At 58.6% G+C, this 14,893-nt stretch carries 15 protein-coding genes; 5 read left to right on the top strand and 10 right to left on the bottom strand.

Annotation, left to right across the window (positions count from 1 at the left end; genetic code table 11):
• Nucleotides 1–2 precede the first annotated feature (2 nt).
• Genes V1T76_RS21970 through V1T76_RS21950 form a run of 5 tightly spaced genes read right to left on the bottom strand, consistent with a single transcriptional unit; the run spans nt 3 to nt 5,314 of the window.
• Nucleotides 3–914, bottom strand: a complete 912-nt coding sequence (locus V1T76_RS21970) for an SMP-30/gluconolactonase/LRE family protein (protein WP_330562825.1) — start codon at nt 912–914, stop codon at nt 3–5.
• Nucleotides 911–1,873: an ABC transporter permease gene (locus V1T76_RS21965; protein ID WP_330562824.1), complete on the bottom strand. Its 963-nt coding sequence runs from the start codon at nt 1,871–1,873 to the stop codon at nt 911–913. The genes V1T76_RS21970 and V1T76_RS21965 overlap by 4 nt, the downstream gene beginning before the upstream one ends.
• Nucleotides 1,866–2,807 (bottom strand): ABC transporter permease, encoded by a 942-nt coding sequence (locus tag V1T76_RS21960; protein ID WP_330562823.1) that lies wholly within the window; start codon nt 2,805–2,807, stop codon nt 1,866–1,868. Before V1T76_RS21960 ends, V1T76_RS21965 begins: the two co-directional genes overlap by 8 nt.
• Entirely contained in the window at nt 2,804–4,255 is a 1,452-nt protein-coding gene (locus tag V1T76_RS21955; protein ID WP_330562991.1) for a sugar ABC transporter ATP-binding protein, read from the bottom strand. Before V1T76_RS21955 ends, V1T76_RS21960 begins: the two co-directional genes overlap by 4 nt.
• Nucleotides 4,256–4,297: 42 nt before the next feature.
• Complete coding sequence (locus tag V1T76_RS21950) at nt 4,298–5,314, bottom strand: ABC transporter substrate-binding protein (protein WP_330562822.1); 1,017 nt, start codon at nt 5,312–5,314, stop codon at nt 4,298–4,300.
• 257 nt (nt 5,315–5,571) lie between these two features.
• Between V1T76_RS21950 and V1T76_RS21945 the strand changes: the two genes are divergently transcribed.
• Together V1T76_RS21945 and V1T76_RS21940 are read left to right on the top strand one after the other, a co-directional pair.
• Nucleotides 5,572–6,810 (top strand): GAF domain-containing sensor histidine kinase, encoded by a 1,239-nt coding sequence (locus V1T76_RS21945; RefSeq protein WP_330562821.1) that lies wholly within the window; start codon nt 5,572–5,574, stop codon nt 6,808–6,810.
• Complete coding sequence (locus V1T76_RS21940) at nt 6,807–7,550, top strand: response regulator transcription factor (RefSeq protein ID WP_006938475.1); 744 nt, start codon at nt 6,807–6,809, stop codon at nt 7,548–7,550. The genes V1T76_RS21945 and V1T76_RS21940 overlap by 4 nt, the downstream gene beginning before the upstream one ends.
• A 76-nt stretch (nt 7,551–7,626) precedes the next feature.
• Here V1T76_RS21940 and V1T76_RS21935 read toward each other — a convergent pair whose 3' ends face one another.
• Nucleotides 7,627–8,556, bottom strand: a complete 930-nt coding sequence (locus V1T76_RS21935) for a LysR family transcriptional regulator (RefSeq protein WP_330562820.1) — start codon at nt 8,554–8,556, stop codon at nt 7,627–7,629.
• A gap of 84 nt (nt 8,557–8,640) precedes the next feature.
• Between V1T76_RS21935 and V1T76_RS21930 the strand changes: the two genes are divergently transcribed.
• Nucleotides 8,641–9,555: a PhzF family phenazine biosynthesis protein gene (locus tag V1T76_RS21930; RefSeq protein WP_330562819.1), complete on the top strand. Its 915-nt coding sequence runs from the start codon at nt 8,641–8,643 to the stop codon at nt 9,553–9,555.
• A 53-nt stretch (nt 9,556–9,608) separates the two neighbouring features.
• Here V1T76_RS21930 and V1T76_RS21925 read toward each other — a convergent pair whose 3' ends face one another.
• Together V1T76_RS21925 and V1T76_RS21920 are read right to left on the bottom strand one after the other, a co-directional pair.
• Nucleotides 9,609–10,787 carry a PAS domain-containing protein gene (locus V1T76_RS21925; protein WP_330562818.1) on the bottom strand — a complete coding sequence of 393 codons (1,179 nt, stop codon included), beginning with the start codon at nt 10,785–10,787 and terminating at the stop codon, nt 9,609–9,611.
• A gap of 689 nt (nt 10,788–11,476) precedes the next feature.
• Nucleotides 11,477–11,854 carry an ArsR/SmtB family transcription factor gene (locus V1T76_RS21920; protein ID WP_330562817.1) on the bottom strand — a complete coding sequence of 126 codons (378 nt, stop codon included), beginning with the start codon at nt 11,852–11,854 and terminating at the stop codon, nt 11,477–11,479.
• Between the two features lie 50 nt (nt 11,855–11,904).
• On the opposite strand from V1T76_RS21920, the gene V1T76_RS21915 reads away from it, so the two are divergent.
• Both V1T76_RS21915 and V1T76_RS21910 read left to right on the top strand, forming a co-directional pair.
• Nucleotides 11,905–12,351: an SRPBCC family protein gene (locus V1T76_RS21915; protein WP_330562816.1), complete on the top strand. Its 447-nt coding sequence runs from the start codon at nt 11,905–11,907 to the stop codon at nt 12,349–12,351.
• Between the two features lie 27 nt (nt 12,352–12,378).
• Entirely contained in the window at nt 12,379–12,711 is a 333-nt protein-coding gene (locus V1T76_RS21910) for a hypothetical protein (RefSeq protein WP_330562815.1), read from the top strand.
• A 95-nt stretch (nt 12,712–12,806) separates the two neighbouring features.
• Here the strand turns inward: V1T76_RS21910 and V1T76_RS21905 are convergent, their stop codons facing one another.
• Both V1T76_RS21905 and V1T76_RS21900 read right to left on the bottom strand, forming a co-directional pair.
• A complete protein-coding gene (locus tag V1T76_RS21905; RefSeq protein ID WP_330562814.1) occupies nt 12,807–13,553 on the bottom strand; it encodes a LytR/AlgR family response regulator transcription factor in 747 nt (248 codons plus the stop codon).
• Entirely contained in the window at nt 13,541–14,683 is a 1,143-nt protein-coding gene (locus V1T76_RS21900) for a sensor histidine kinase (RefSeq protein WP_330562813.1), read from the bottom strand. Before V1T76_RS21900 ends, V1T76_RS21905 begins: the two co-directional genes overlap by 13 nt.
• Between the last annotated feature and the right edge of the window lie 210 nt (nt 14,684–14,893).

Below are 14,893 nucleotides of genomic sequence, written 5' to 3'. Positions count from 1 at the left end.
CTTCAGATCGCCGATTTTGCGTTGACTGCAATCTCATAGACCGAGGTGGTTGCGGTGATCAGCAACCGGTTGCCCCGAACGCCGCCGAAACAGAGATTGGCGACCACTTCCGGTACCAGGATCTTTCCGAGGCGTGTGCCGTCCGGGTGGAAGCAGTGGATACCATCGGAGGCAGAACTCCACAGGTGACCGGCAGCGTCGACCCGCATGCCGTCAGGCAGTCCCCGGTCAATCGTGGCAAACACCTCGTCCGACAGGATCCGGCCGGTGTCGTCCAGTTTGAAGGCGCGAATGATGGAGGGGACGTCCGGATCGTGACTGGAACCGGACTCCGCTACATAAAGAACGCGCTCGTCCGCAGAAAACGCCAGGCCGTTCGGCTGGGTGAAATCGGTGATCATCGCTTCCACCTCGCCCGCTGCGGGGTCGATGCGATAGACGTTGCGCGCGGTCTGTTCCGGCTCTGCCAGGAAGCCTTCATAGTCACTCAAGATGCCGTAGGTCGGATCTGTGAACCAGATCGCCCCTGTCGATTGGACGATAACGTCATTGGGCGAATTGAGACGTTTTCCCTGATAGTGGTCGGCAAGCACAGTCAGGCTGCCGTCCAGCTCGGTGCGGGTCACCGACCTTGTACCGTGCTGGCAGGAGAGCAGCCGTCCCTGACGGTCCCGTGTGTTGCCATTGGCATAATCCGACGGCTGGCGATAGGTGCTGACCTGGCCGTCGAGGGTCAGGCGCATCATCCGGTTCGCGGGAATATCGGAGAACAGAAGAAGCTGCTGGTCAGCGAACCAGACAGGGCCTTCCGTCCACTCGAAACCGGTCGCAAGCTGACGCAGCCTGGCATTCTTCTGGATCAGCGCCGTGAACCGCGGATCATCGATCTGATAGGGGGACGAGAAACTGTTCATGCGGATCTGCCCTTTCCGGATGCGGCAGCGACAATGGCGATGATGATTGCGCCGGTCATGATCAGGCGCACGCCTGCGCCAAACCCGTAGGAATTCAACATCGAGACGACCAGGAACATCAGCAGGGCCCCGCCCCAGATGCCCGGCACATTGGAATTGCCGCCGGCGATGGAACAGCCGCCGATAACAACGACGGCGATGGAAATCAGAAGATATTCCGTGCCCATGTTGAGCGCGGCCCCTCCCGAGAAACTTGCCAGAAGGTAGCCGGTGAAAGAGGCGAGCACGGCGGAGGCGACATATGTCACCGCCCGGACCGTCTCCACCGGTATCCCGCTCAAACGGGCTGCACGGGTGTTCTGACCGAAGGCGGACACCCAGCGGCCGAAAATCGACCGTTCCAGAACCACCCAGCTCATGAGCGCGATCAGCACGCCGATGATCGTCAGGTTCGGCAGGCCGGCGATGGAACCGGTCGAGAAATCCGCAAGCACTTCAGGCGGTTTGATCCTGAGGCCGCGGTTCCACCAGATCGCCAGCGACTGGTACAGGAAAGACGCCGACAGGGTCGCGATGATCGGCGGGATCCGCAACAGACGGATCAGCAGGTAATTGAAGATGCCTGCGGCAATGCCGACGGCGATCGCAAGCGCCAGCCCGGGCAGGATAAGATCCGCCGCTCCGTCCATGAACTTGAGAGACAGGGTGCCTGCCAGCGTCATGGTCGCCGGGATCGACAGATCGACATTGCCGGGCCCCAGCGTGATGACGAACATCTGGCCCAGCCCGACAATCGCCGAGAAGGAAGCAAAGGTCAGGGCCGCGGACAGAAGTTCCCCGCTGCCCCGCCCTTCCGTCAGCGAAAGGGTTGCGAGATAGGCGATGGCACTCGCCGCGAAAGCCCAGAACCAGGGGCGCCTGGGGATGGCAAGAACTGTCGAAAGACGGGAGTTATCCATTTTCGGCTCCCTTCCATTTCCGGCTGCGGCGGGAGAAGATCAACCGCACGGCAAGCACAAGGATGAGGATGGCGCCCTGGGCGCCGATCTGCCAGTCAGGGGACAGACGCATGAACGAGAGAAAGCTGCCGGCAAGGGCAAGCGTCAGAGCACCCAGAACTGCGCCAACAGGCGAAACCCGACCACCGGTGAACTCCCCTCCGCCCAGGATCACACCCGCAATGGAAAGCAACGTGTAGCGCAGGGCAATGTTGGCATCAGCCGACGTGGTCAGTCCGACGAGACACACTCCGGCCAGAACGCCGAAGAAACCGGCGAGCGCATAGGCCCCTGCTTTCAGTTTCGTGACCGACCAACCGGAGCGAGCAACGGCCTGGGCATTGCCGCCGACGGCACGCAACAAAGTGCCTGTCGAGGACCGCATGATCAGAAGATGCGTCAGACCGGCTATAAGGACGCAGGCCACCACTGCCATCGGCACCAGCGGTGGCTTGACGGTCATCACGGTCCGGATCCACGTCGGAGCCGCGCCGCCTGGCGAAGGCAGCAACAAAACCGCCAGACCGCCCCAGACGAACGACATGCCGAGCGTCACCACGATCGCTGGAAGCTGGCGAATGTGGATAAGCGCGCCGATTGCCGCATAAGCAAGGATCGACGCCACCAGAATGGCCACGCCCACGAGAGGCGCTTCGTTCAGGAATGTTGCCGTCACACAGGCGACGAAGCTGACGAAGGTGCCGACAGACAGGTCAATGTCGTTGACCATGATGATCATCATCTGCGCAATCGTTGCGAGCGCGATGGGCACGGCGAGATTGAAGAGCAGGTTCAGGCCGAAATAGCTCATCGCCCTGGGCTGAAGGTAGAATACAGCCGCCAGCAGAACCGTCAGGGACAGGACCGGAAGCAAAATGCGGTACTTGCCGTTCATGCGCCGGTTCCCTGCATCTGGAACGAGGCGGCCAGAATGTTTTCTTCCGTGATGCCGTCGCCAGTCAGTTCCGCTGAAATCTGACCGTTCCGGAACACGAATACACGGTCACATTGGCAGACTTCGTCCGTTTCCGTCGAATACCAGAGGAAGGTTCGCCCACTGGCGGCTTCCGTTCGGATCATGTCATAAGCTTCCTGTTTGGTGCCGACGTCGACACCGCGCATTGGATCGTCCATCACCACGATGGGAGCCGTGGAGGCAAGCGCACGGGCAAACAGCACCTTCTGCTGGTTGCCGCCGGACAAGGACAATATGAGATTGTTCAGATTGTCGGTCCGAATGCCGATACGCTTCTTCCAGTCTGCACCCAGGGCCTGTTCCGCGACAGCGTCAACGAGCCCCCGCCGGGTCAGGCTTGGCAGATGGGTCAGGGTAAGGTTTCGAAGGATCGACCAGAGCGGCATGACGCCGTCCCGGCCACGGTCACCGGCAACGAAAGCCACTTCAGGGTCCTTCACCCGTCCGAGCTTTCCCGATCGGGACATGAAAAACCGGGCGAGCGCTTCAGCCTGCCCATGTCCGGCAAGACCCGCCAGACCGACGATCTCGCCTTTTCGCGCGTTGAGGCCTTCAGGGGTTTTCAGAACTTCCCCGCCAATGCGCTGGCTGCTTTCAACCGCGGTCCGGGCCGCGGCCTTTTCGGCAGCGACATGTCCCATGGCATCGATCAGGCCCTGCTGCGTAAACTCGGACGCGGGTCTGCTGGCGATGATCTTGCCATCCTTCATCACGTCGATGCGCGATGCGACTTCGAAAACCTCGCCCAGCATGTGCGAAATGAAAATGACTGCGCCACCCTTGGCACAGAAGCGGCGCACATGCTCCAGCAATTGCCGGGCGATGGAGGCATCAAGCGACGACGTCGGCTCGTCAAGGATGACCAGGCGCGGCGGTGTCGGACCGCCGGCAAAACCGGCCGCGATTTCAACCATCTGCCGTTCGGCCAGGGTCAGGTCGCCAACGATCATGCCCGGTTCGATCCGGTGTCCCGGAAAGATCTCGTCAAGCGCACCAGCAATCCGCTCCGCAGCGGTTTTGCGCCAGCCGAACCCCGTCAGATCACGATGTGGAACCCTCAGGTTTTCCAGGACGGACAAGTTGGGACACAGCGAGAGCTCCTGAAAGACGCTGCGGATACCGCATGCCCTGGCCCGAGCCGCACCCGTACCGTCCTTGCCATCTTCATGCCCGTACCGAACGTGCCCTTCCGTCGGTGTCAAACCGCCGTTGATCACGTTGACGGCAGTCGACTTGCCCGCTCCGTTGTGTCCCATCAGACCGACACACTCGCCGGGACTGACAGTCAGACTGACCCCGTCGAGCGCGCGCACTGCACCGAAGTGAACGCACGCGCCCGATAGGGCAACCAACGGGACATCCGGCATCGACCTGCCGGCGCCAGTTGCCACTTCCAATTCCGTCACTCCTTAATTGGCGGCAGCAATGACGGACTTGGCGTCTTCCTGACTGTATTCGACATTCGCCACCGAACCGGCCGGTGTTGCGGCGAGCGTTTCATCGAGCGTGTCCTGGGTCACTTTCAGGAAAGGAACGGTGAGGTCCTTCGGCACTTCGGCCCCATCGAGAACCTGCTGGGCCACCCAGAAGGCAAGCGTGCCAACACCCGGCGCGATGGAAAGCGACAGGGTTTCATAACCGTTTTCGTCACGGGCTTCGGCCCACCACTTCATTTCGTCCTGACGGTTGCCCATCACGATGATCGGCATATCCCGGCCGGCGGCCTTGATCGCCTGTGCGGCACCGTAGCCATCGCCACCCTGGGTCACGACACCTACGATCTCCGGCAGGCTCGGCAAAACGCCGGCAACCGCTTTTTGGGCGACATCCTGCGCCCAGTCACCGTGGACCGATCCGACGATCTTGAATTTCGGGAACTCCGCAACGCCCTGTTCGATACCAGCATGGATTTCGTCATCCACGAAAACGCCGGCAAGACCGCGGATTTCAAGAAGGTTGCCGCCATCCGGCAGGCGTCCGGAGAGGTATTCAACCTGCTGGCGGCCCATTTCCTTGAAATCGACAGCGATGCGCCATGCGCAGGGTTCGGTGACAATGCCGTCGAAAGAAACAACAGTGATGCCTGCGTCGCAGGCTTCCTTGATTGCACCGTTCAGGGCGGTCGGCGAGGCTGCGTTGACCACGATTGCGTCGTAGCCCTGCAGGATCATGTTCTGAATCTGGGCAGCCTGTTCGGTGGCCTGGTTTTCGGATGTGGTGAATGCGTCGGCCGCTGCGACCACACCGTCTTCAACGGCCTTGTCGCCAACTTTGGCCCAGCTTTCCAGCATGGCCTGCCGCCAGGAATTGCCGGCGTAGTTGTTGGAAAGAGCGATACGTTTGTCGGCGGTGTCCGCGACAGCATGGCCCGGCAGGGCGACGGCAACGAGCGCGACAGCCCCCAGGAGCTTGGCTTTGGTGTTCATGTTTCCTCCCTGACGCCAACAGGCGTCTTTCATAAAGGGACACGGTTCTCCCAACGCATCCCGGGTTCAGATTGCTGAGCTGAAGGAATTGCGTAAAGCAGGAGAAACGCATCACGGTTGCGGGAACCCGCAATCGTGATGCACTTGAACGCCGAACAGATGGGTTGCCGATGCAGGCGCCGTACCGCACACTGGCGAACAAGAAACGGGAGGAGCTTGTTGTTGCCATGCGACAGGAAGCCAATGAAAATCAAGAGATGTCAGAGCCAACGGCTCTGGTCTCGCTGCTGCGCATTTCCAGCCATCTGGCCGGCCAGGTGGAAATCCGGGCCGCCCTGAGATCGGTCAAGGCCGAGATCGAGAACCTGCTGCCGATCGACCACCTGGATGTCTGCCTGGTCGACGACAAGGTTACCTGGAACACAAGTTACGAGGTCGGCATCAAGACACGCTGGAGCCTGTCGCGCACCCCTGTGGTCATCTCGCCCGTGCGCAGCATCTTGCTGGGTGAAACGGATTACATGCTCACCGGCAACGCGATGGAAGACGAACGCTACACCTACGAAGGTGCGCTCGCCCAGCCGATCATCAAGCACAAATTGCGCAGCCGGGTGAATGTTGCCATGAAGGTGCTCGGTCGCACGATCGGCGCGCTCAACTGTTCGTCCTGCACCCCGGATATCTACGACGAGGCAACGGTCGTCCGGGTCAGGCAGATTGCCGACGTGCTCGCGCCCTATTTCTATTCCCTGCGCGCCAACGAAAAAGCCAAGCGCGCCGCTGTTGTGCGAGCGGAAGCCCAGGCCCGTGAAGAAGGCCTGCGGCAAGGCGCGCTGGAGCTGACACGGGTTCTCGAACAGGAACGCCAGCGCATCGGCATGGATCTGCATGACCAGACCCTGGCCGACCTGACCCGGATCATGCGGGATGTCGAGAAAATGGATACGGCTGCGGACAAGGCACGGGTCATCAGCAGCATTCAGCATTGTATAGGCGATCTCCGGCGGATCATTGACACCGCTGTTCCGACGATCCTGGATCTGTTCGGGTTTGCTCACGCGCTGCGAATACATCTGGAGCGCGCAGTGGAGGATGTCTCTTCCACGTCCCTTGAAACGCTGGACGAAACCGACGGGTTGATCGATACACTTGATCCCACCATCCGCATCGCCCTGTTTCGCATTGCCCAGGAAGCCATCAACAATGCCGCCCGCCATTCCGGAGCCGACCAGATCGGCGTCACCGTGAAGCGCCTGAAATCCGGCCTGCAGATGACCATAAAGGACAATGGCATGGGGCTTCCCGGTTCCCGCTTCGGCCGGCAGACCAGCAAGGCAACAGGCGGCATCGCCCATATGCGCACACGGGCCCGGCTAATCGCCGCGGATTTCAGCATGTCGAGCAAGGAGGGCACCACCATAACGGTGAAGCTGCCGCTGACCTGCGCGCCGAGCCAGGAGAATGCACCGCAGACTTTCGAGGAAGAACTGGCATGAAGGTGCTTCTTGTCGAAGACGATCAGTTTCATGCTGGCTACCTGAGCGAGGCTCTGCAACTGGCGTTGCCGGACGTGAAGGACATCTTTCACGCGACCAATGGCCTTGAAGGTGAATTGCTGGCGCGCAAGCACTCCATTCAGTCGGTGGTGATGGACCTGCAAATGAAGGAACGCAACGGTATCGATGCGGCCCGGACCATCTGGCGAGAGCGCCCCCAGACCCGCATCCTGTTCTGGTCCAACTATTCCGATGAGGCCTATCTGCGCGGCATAGCGCGGATCGTGCCTCAGGAAACCTCCTATGGCTACGTGTTGAAGACGGCCACGCAGGAGCGGCTTCACCTCGCGCTTCGCGGCGTGTTCCTGGAATCCCAGATCGTGGTGGATCAGGAAATCCACCGGGTTCAGCAACGCCACATCCGCACCCACGACACGCTCACCGACAGCGAATATGCGGTACTTCTCGACATGGCCCTCGGCCTGTCGGACAAGATCATCGCCGTGCGGCAAGGTCTGTCGTTGCGGACCGTTCAGAACCGGCTTTTGTCGCTCTATGACAAACTCGGCGTCGACAATCTTGAAACAGTCCCCGCCGACTTTGCGATCAACAAGCGGACGCGCGCCATCACGCGTGCCCTGAACCTGCGCGCCATCAACGCCGAAAGCCTGGAAAGTGCAGAGCGGGACCTGCAGAAGTGGCTGGATACCTACCACGACCAGATCGAGAAGGTGCGCTGAAGCATCGGCACGGCACGCAAGCCTCACTGCGGAACCGAGCAGCGCCTGATGGATCGCCCCTGAAAAGAAACCGCGGTCAGAGCCCGGCGATCAATTGCCTGAACTGGGCGCGCGCCATCTCGACCTCACTGACGATCCAGGCGCGCAGGTCCCGATACCCTTCCGTGCCGGCATAGGCGGGCGTGGTGACCAGCCAGTATTTTGCTCTGGATGCGACAGGCTCACCGACGGCCTGCAGAAATCCCGCCTCGATGTCGTTTTCGACCAGAAGTGTTCGTCCGAGCGCCACACCCATGCCACTGATGGCAGCCTGGATCGCCAGATCCGCCCTGGCAAAGGAGCTGAGAGGCCTTGCCGGCGGTTCCATCCAGTTCCTGCCTTTGAAATAGTCGTTCCAACTGAAGCCCGTACCGTCCGACATGCCGGTTCTGTCGGAAAGAAGGGCAGGCTCCTCCCCACCAGGGGTTATCTGCCCTTTCAACAGACCGGGCCGGGCAACCGGGACAAGTTGTGCGGTCACCAATGCTTCGGCATGGAAACCTGGATAAGGCCCGGCACCGTAGCGGATTGCGGCCTGGGCTTCTCCCTCGTGCAGGTCAACAAGCCTGTCCTCCACGTCAACCACCAGATCAAGGCCAGCAGCCTGGGCACGCTGGAGGGCCGGGATGACCCATTTCATGGCAAGCGAGGACGACACGGACAGGCGGATGGTCCTGGAGGTTCTTACGTCCGCTATCCGGGACAGCGCACTCTCCCAGACCTCCTGACAGCGCTTGGAGGCGTCGCAGACAATCCGTCCTGCTTCCGTGGGGACGATTCGCCGGGTTGTCCGCTCGAAAAGCCGGATGCCGAGCGCGGCTTCCAGAGACTTGATGCGATGGCTGACGGCCGATTGCTCCAGCCCGACCGCGACGGCAGCACGGGAGAAGTTACCCTCTTCCGCAATGGCGTTGAGCAGCACTGCGTTCAGCATCAGCCTGCTTTGCAGGTCGCCCCGATCATTCATGAATTTCACTCATGTATTCAGGCATTGAACAATACATATTCCGACATCATTCTTGTGTCCAGATAATGATGGAAGGTGCGTGAAATGAAGGACGCAAAAGAAGTTGTTGCCCGCATCGTGAACGGGTTCGTGACCCGAAAGAACGGTTCGGAAGCCTTTGGCGGAAATCCGGCGGGTGTTGTCCTGGACGCTGACAGCCTGTCGGAAGCGGACATGCTGGCTGTTGCCGGCAAGATCGGGCTCTCGGAAACAGCCTTCGTGTCGAAATCGGCAAAGGAAGGTTTCAAACTGGATTTCTTCACGCCAAACCGGCGGATTGCCCATTGCGGCCACGCGACGATTGCGACGTTCAGCTACATGGCCGAACTGGGCAAGGTGCTGGAAGGTGTCACCTCGAAGGAAACCGTCGATGGCCCACGAAAGATCGTCATCAAGAACGGCGCGGCCTATATGGAACAACTTGCCCCGAAATATGACGGGAGCCCAGCCTGGGCCGACCGCGGTGTCAGTGAAGCCGACGTTCTGGCTTCCCTCGGTCTGAAGGAAGGCGACCTGGATGAGCGCCTGCGGCCAGTGCTCGTGAACACAGGCAACAGTTTTGTTGTCATCGCCGTCCGCGATGCCGCTGTCCTGAAGCAGATCGTACCGGACCAGTCGAAGATCAACGACATCAGCAACAGGCTGGACCTGATCGGATATTACGTCTTCACCACCGATCGGAGCGCGACACGGGCCGACGCCACCACACGCATGTTCGCACCGCGCTATGCAATCGAAGAGGAATCCGCCACCGGAATGGCCGCAGGTCCCCTCGCCTGCGTACTTTATGACCTGCTCGACGAGAAGAAATCCCGGTTCGTCATTGAACAGGGACACTTCATGACCCCCGCTTCACCAAGCGTCATAACCGTGGAGCTTGACTTGGAGGACGGCAAGATCACCGGCCTCATGGCGGGTGGCTATGGATCCGTCATGGAGGAAATGACCGTCACGATCTGAAGGCAACCGACCGGTAATCTGACGGCAAGCTTCGGCGCACAATCGCCGCCGGTTCAATTGAAACTCATGTCCAGCAGACGCGTAAAGAAGTTCTGAGCCTTCTCATTGCCGGGTTTGTCTTTTTCAAGCCGGACAGGCAGAAACTCGAGCACGATTTGCCGGGCCGACTGTTTGCCGATGAAACAGGTGCGGATACGATAATGCCGCTTGAGGCCGATGTGGCTTTGAACCTGCCATACCCGGCCGGCATCCCAGCCGACCTTGTCGAGAACAAGGGTGAGGTCGCGCACATCGTTCGCGCTCATCAGGGTGTCGGAAAGCCGCTCGGTGCCGATCTGCCTGGCGGACAGTCCAAGCTCGCCGCGTCCGGCCTTGTTGGCATATTTGATCCTGCGGGAATCCAGATCAGCAACCAGAATGGGCGTCGGCACCGCATCCAGAACTTCAGAGGCCGAGATCTCCATCGAATGGGCCGCAAGTTCGCCAGCAAAGATGATACCGCCGTTTGGATTGTCGAGCGCCATCGGGTGCAGGTCGTACAGAATTTCGACTGGCTCGCCTGTTGCCTGAGGCAGCTTCAGCGTTCCCTGCGAGGCAAGATTGCTCCTCAGAATATCGGTGAAAGCCGAAGCCAGCTTCTTGCCGATGTAATTGGGGATCGTTCTGGCATCCCGGCCGATGATCTGCTTGACGTTACTGATGCCGAAGAGTTTCAGGAACTGGCGATTGGCGGACCTGACCACACCCTTGGTGTCCGTAATCAGCACGGCACTGGCGTTGGAAATGAAGACATTGGACAGGTTCTGCAAGATGTCCGGCAGTTCCGCGTTAACAGGCGCTTCCGGAAGGCACTCCTTCATCAGCCCAATGATCAGGAACGCCGGTTTGCCTGAAATTCGGGACGCGACCAGATCGTAGGACTTGTAACTGCCATCCGCTTTCATGGTGACGCGGGTGGTCTGCGACAGACCATGCTCTACCGCGTTGGAAATCACCTGCAGAAAGCGGGTTCTGTCACGCTGAATGTAAAACTGGAGCGCCTTGTGAATCGACAGTTTTGCCAGACGATACCCTCTGACCGAGGTCGGATCCGTTCTTTGCCAGCACAGTTCTTCGGCAACAGGGTCATACGCCCAGTAGGAAACACCCATGGCCGTCAGAATGGCGCTCGTTTCCGGGTTGGGAACGAGCTGACGCATGGACCGAATGAGAACGTTGACTTCTGTAGGCATGCTGCGACTTCATGATTGGCGCCAACTGCATCAGATCATTGAGCAACCCAAAGCTGAAGAAAGGCTGAATCCGTCTGATTGAAACCGGTCTTTCGATGCGGAAATGACGAAAAAAGAGTTGGCGCTAGATCGATTTGGCGAAAAGTATCAAGTAACCGATTGTAAAACCCGGGCACCCACCAGAACACGGGCATGCCTTCGAATTATACTTAAGTAGTCCCCCGAATTGAGGTCTCTTCGCAACACTCGTAGAACAGAACAAGCTTTCAAGTGCCCCATCGCCCAAAATAAAAAACAAGGCATTGAAACTGCTTGAGCCAATAGCAACGGTGCGGCCCCATGTCTTGCAACGTAAGAATTCTTGTGCCTTTGGACACAGTTAGCTGCACGACGCTCGAGGATCTTCAGGATAAGGGATATACGCTCAGCAGTTATTGCAAGGCCTGCAATAATCTCGAAAATCTCGAAATTGACTACTGGATTCAAACGCTTGGAAGAGCGTTTCCGCTTTATCTCATCGGAACCAAGATCGATTTGTCCGGCACTGCGCAGTGCCATCCCGAAGCCAGGGTCTGCTGTCTGTCGCGAAGTGCCGATCAAGCGTAAGCACTGGGGGCGGTTGTCTCTTAAAGAAAGCTTCCGCGGCAAGTCACCCACCCCAAAGGGCGTTTGTGCCCGCCTGCGACACGTCACCTGTTTTCACTGTCGTCACTGACACCTTCGGCCGTGACCGGAGGCTTACCGCCTGTTTCAACGTTCTTGCGGAGAGCGCCCAGCATATTTGCCGCGTAAGCAGCGTATGGACCGATCCAGCGCTCATGCACCCCGTGGATCGGGAGCGCATCCAGGTGGTTCCACCGTTCCCGCCCACGCCGCTCAACCACCACCAGGCCAGCTTTTTCCAGAACCTTGAGATGCTGCATCACGGTGCAGCGATCCATCTGCGGAATGGCGTCACAGAGATGGCCGGTGGTTTTCGGACCGTCCTTCAAAAGGTCGAGAATGTGTCTGCGAGCCCTATGGCCGAGCGCCTTGAACAGCGCGTCATCCTGATCGTCTGTTGACATGTTATAATTATATAACATAATAACCCTGAGGGGCAACAAGGAACACGGCGATGGACCTCAAATTCACTGTTGGTGGGCGGATTTCAAAACCAGTCCCAGAGGTGTTCGAAGCTGTCGTCAACCCGGACCAGCTCTCGGAATTCTTCACCACCGGCGGTGCGCGTGGTCGCATCGAGCCGGGAGCCGAGGTTACATGGGACTTTCATGACTTTCCCGGCGCCTTCCCGGTTCTGGTGCAGGAAGTGGTGAAGAACGAAAAGGTCGTCTTGCAATGGGAAGCAGACGGCGACCCCGGAACCTGGACGACGGTCACCATAACCTTTCAAGCCCTTGAAGACGGGCGCACCTATGTTCGCATCAGCGAATACGGCTGGCCGGAAACCGACACGGGTCTGAAATCCTGCCTGGGAAATTGCGAAGGCTGGACGGGAATGCTCTGCGCCATGAAGGTCTGGCTCGAAAACGGCATCAGGCTTAGGGACGGATTTTATAAATAGGGATCATGCTGCGAGAGGTGGTCAAAGATGGAACCTGGAAGAAATATCGCAATCAAGGTGCCTCTCTACAGATGGGACGAAACCGTTGCGTTCTATCGGGATAAAGTCGGATTGAAGGTCACGCGGGAACTGGAAAACAGTACCGGATTTTCCTTCGGGTCGATGACCTTGTGGATCGACCGCGTACCGCACCAAAGCCAGACGGACGTGTGGCTAGAACTGTTCGATGACGCGCCTGAAACTGCGCTGACAGCCTTGGGAACTCCCAAGCGCGATGAGCTGGAACCGTTGGACGGTGTCACCGGTCACTGGACCTGCGACCCGGCAGGAACCATCATTCTTCTGCGTAGGAATGCCTGAGGGTCACACAACGCATCAAGGCATCGGCAAGCGCTCAGACGACGGCACAAAGACGGGGGAGCTTTGGTAAGCCGGGAAGCCTTGTCGCCTTCCTTTCATCTTGCACGTGACCCCAGGATGGCCCGCAATCGTTTTGAAGCCGGACGCCCGATTTCTACAACATGGGCATTGGTGGTGAAGTGAATAGTGCTGCGCCCGGATACCTGCCAATTGACACGCTGAATCTGGGCGCTGTTCACAATGGTGGAACGGTCCAGCCGGTGAAACGGTGGTGATGGCAGTTTCGTTTCGAAGACGCGCAGCAGTCCGCTTGCCAGATGTTGCTGGCCGTTTTCCAGATATATGCGCGTGTAGTCCCCTTCTGCCCTGAGAAAGGAAACTGCGTCGTGGGATAGGAGGATCGAAGCCGAGCTGGTCTTGAGCTGAAGGCGGTCGGCTGCCGTCTCCTGAGAGGGCACTCCAGGTTTATCCGGCGCTTGCGCACGGTCCGGCAACCTGTCGCGCAAGCGACCGATTGCGGTTTCCAGCCGCTCCGGTTTGACCGGTTTGACAAGAAAATCGAGCGCTGCAACGTCAAAGGCCTTGATTGCATAAAGATCATATGCGCTGACCACGATCACGAATGTTTCGGGTGGCAGATCCCCTGCAAGGTCGAAACCCTTGCCATTTGTCAGCTCCACATCCAGGAACACCGCGTCCGGGCGAACCTCCTGCATCAACTGCCGTGCGGAGACGAGATCCCCCGCTTCCCCGGCAATCGAAATGTCGGAAAAGTCGCCAAGCATGCGCCTGAGCCCACGCCTGGCGGAAGGCTCGTCATCGACCAGAACTACACGGAGCATGCGGGGCCCTTCAGAAGGATGCGGGCGACCACGGTTCCCTGATGTTGGCTGAGACTGAATTCATGCTTGTCCGGATAGTGAAGTTGCAGGCGTTTTCGCAGATTTGCATGGCCGATGGACTTTCGCGTGGGATCCGTTTCTGAAATCTCGCCCGAATTGGTAACGGCAATCTCGATGGCGTGTCCGTCCAACTCGCGGATGGTCACCTGGATATCGATCTGGTTCGACTGATGTTTCAGCCCATGCTTGACCGCGTTTTCAACCAACCCCTGAAGCATCATGTGCGGAACAATCGCGCTCCTGACGGATTCATCAATGCTTACAGTGCATTGAAGCTTGTCCTCGAAGCGAATTTCCTGGATGCGCAGGTAGGCATTCATCGCCTCCACTTCCTCCGAAAGCGGACAAAGATCGCGCCGCTGCTGATTGAGGCAGTAGCGCAGGTACCCCGCGATTTCCCGCACCATTTCAAGGGCCGTATCAGGCCGTTCATGAATTTCCGAAGCAACGGAGTTCAGCGCGTTGAACAGGAAGTGCGGTGCGAGTTGAAGCCGCAATTGTTCAAGTTCTGACCGCATGGTTTCCGCGAGAGCCTCGCTTTGCCGTAGCCGCGCAATGCGCGCTTCGTAATCGGACCTCAGACAGAAATAGGCGAGCATCCAACCGAGAAGAACCGAGGTGTAAAAGACCGCAGGCGTGAAGGAATTGTTGAACGGCAGCGCCTCTGGAAAAAACATATCACGGATCACCCATGCCACAGCCATCTGCACTGTGCCACCGATGAGCGAGAATGCCGCGGCTGCCAGAAACACAGGAAGCGTAATGAGCCGTTGAACTTTTCGGAAGAAATAAAGATGTGCCGCGCTTGTCAGCAGAAAGCCCACGGTATCCATCGAAAGCGTCAATGTGAGGGCGAGCTTGGCGTCGGAAAACGTCACCATTCGCGCGAAGAAACCGTAAGTGGCGATGAACAGCCAGCCACCGATCTGCAGCTTCCAGAAGAGATGCTCCGTCTCGGGCTGGAGGCTTTCGCCTGAACGAAGTGCGCCTGCTTCTTGCGGATTTCGAACGACCTCTGTTGTCGCGAAGGTCCCGCGCACCTTGCCCGGCTGGGCTTCGTCTAAGAGCATGTTGAAGGCTATCTCATTTGGAAATGACTTTGTTCAATATAGGATAGCCATGTCGGGGCAGCTTACAACTTCATCGAAGATTTCAGCAGGTTCATCGAATTTGCAGTGAAATTCATGAACCGGCAACCATAGTGCCTCCTGAAGAAGATCAAAAATACCGACCGCAGATATTTCAAGACAATTGCTTCAGGGAAACGACCATGTGCCGCG

It is taken from the genome of Roseibium sp. FZY0029 (genome assembly GCF_036350355.1).
In the GTDB taxonomy this organism is placed as follows: domain Bacteria; phylum Pseudomonadota; class Alphaproteobacteria; order Rhizobiales; family Stappiaceae; genus Roseibium.
The sequence above is the reverse complement of the archived record's forward strand: the minus strand, read 5'-3'. Positions and strand labels throughout refer to the sequence as shown.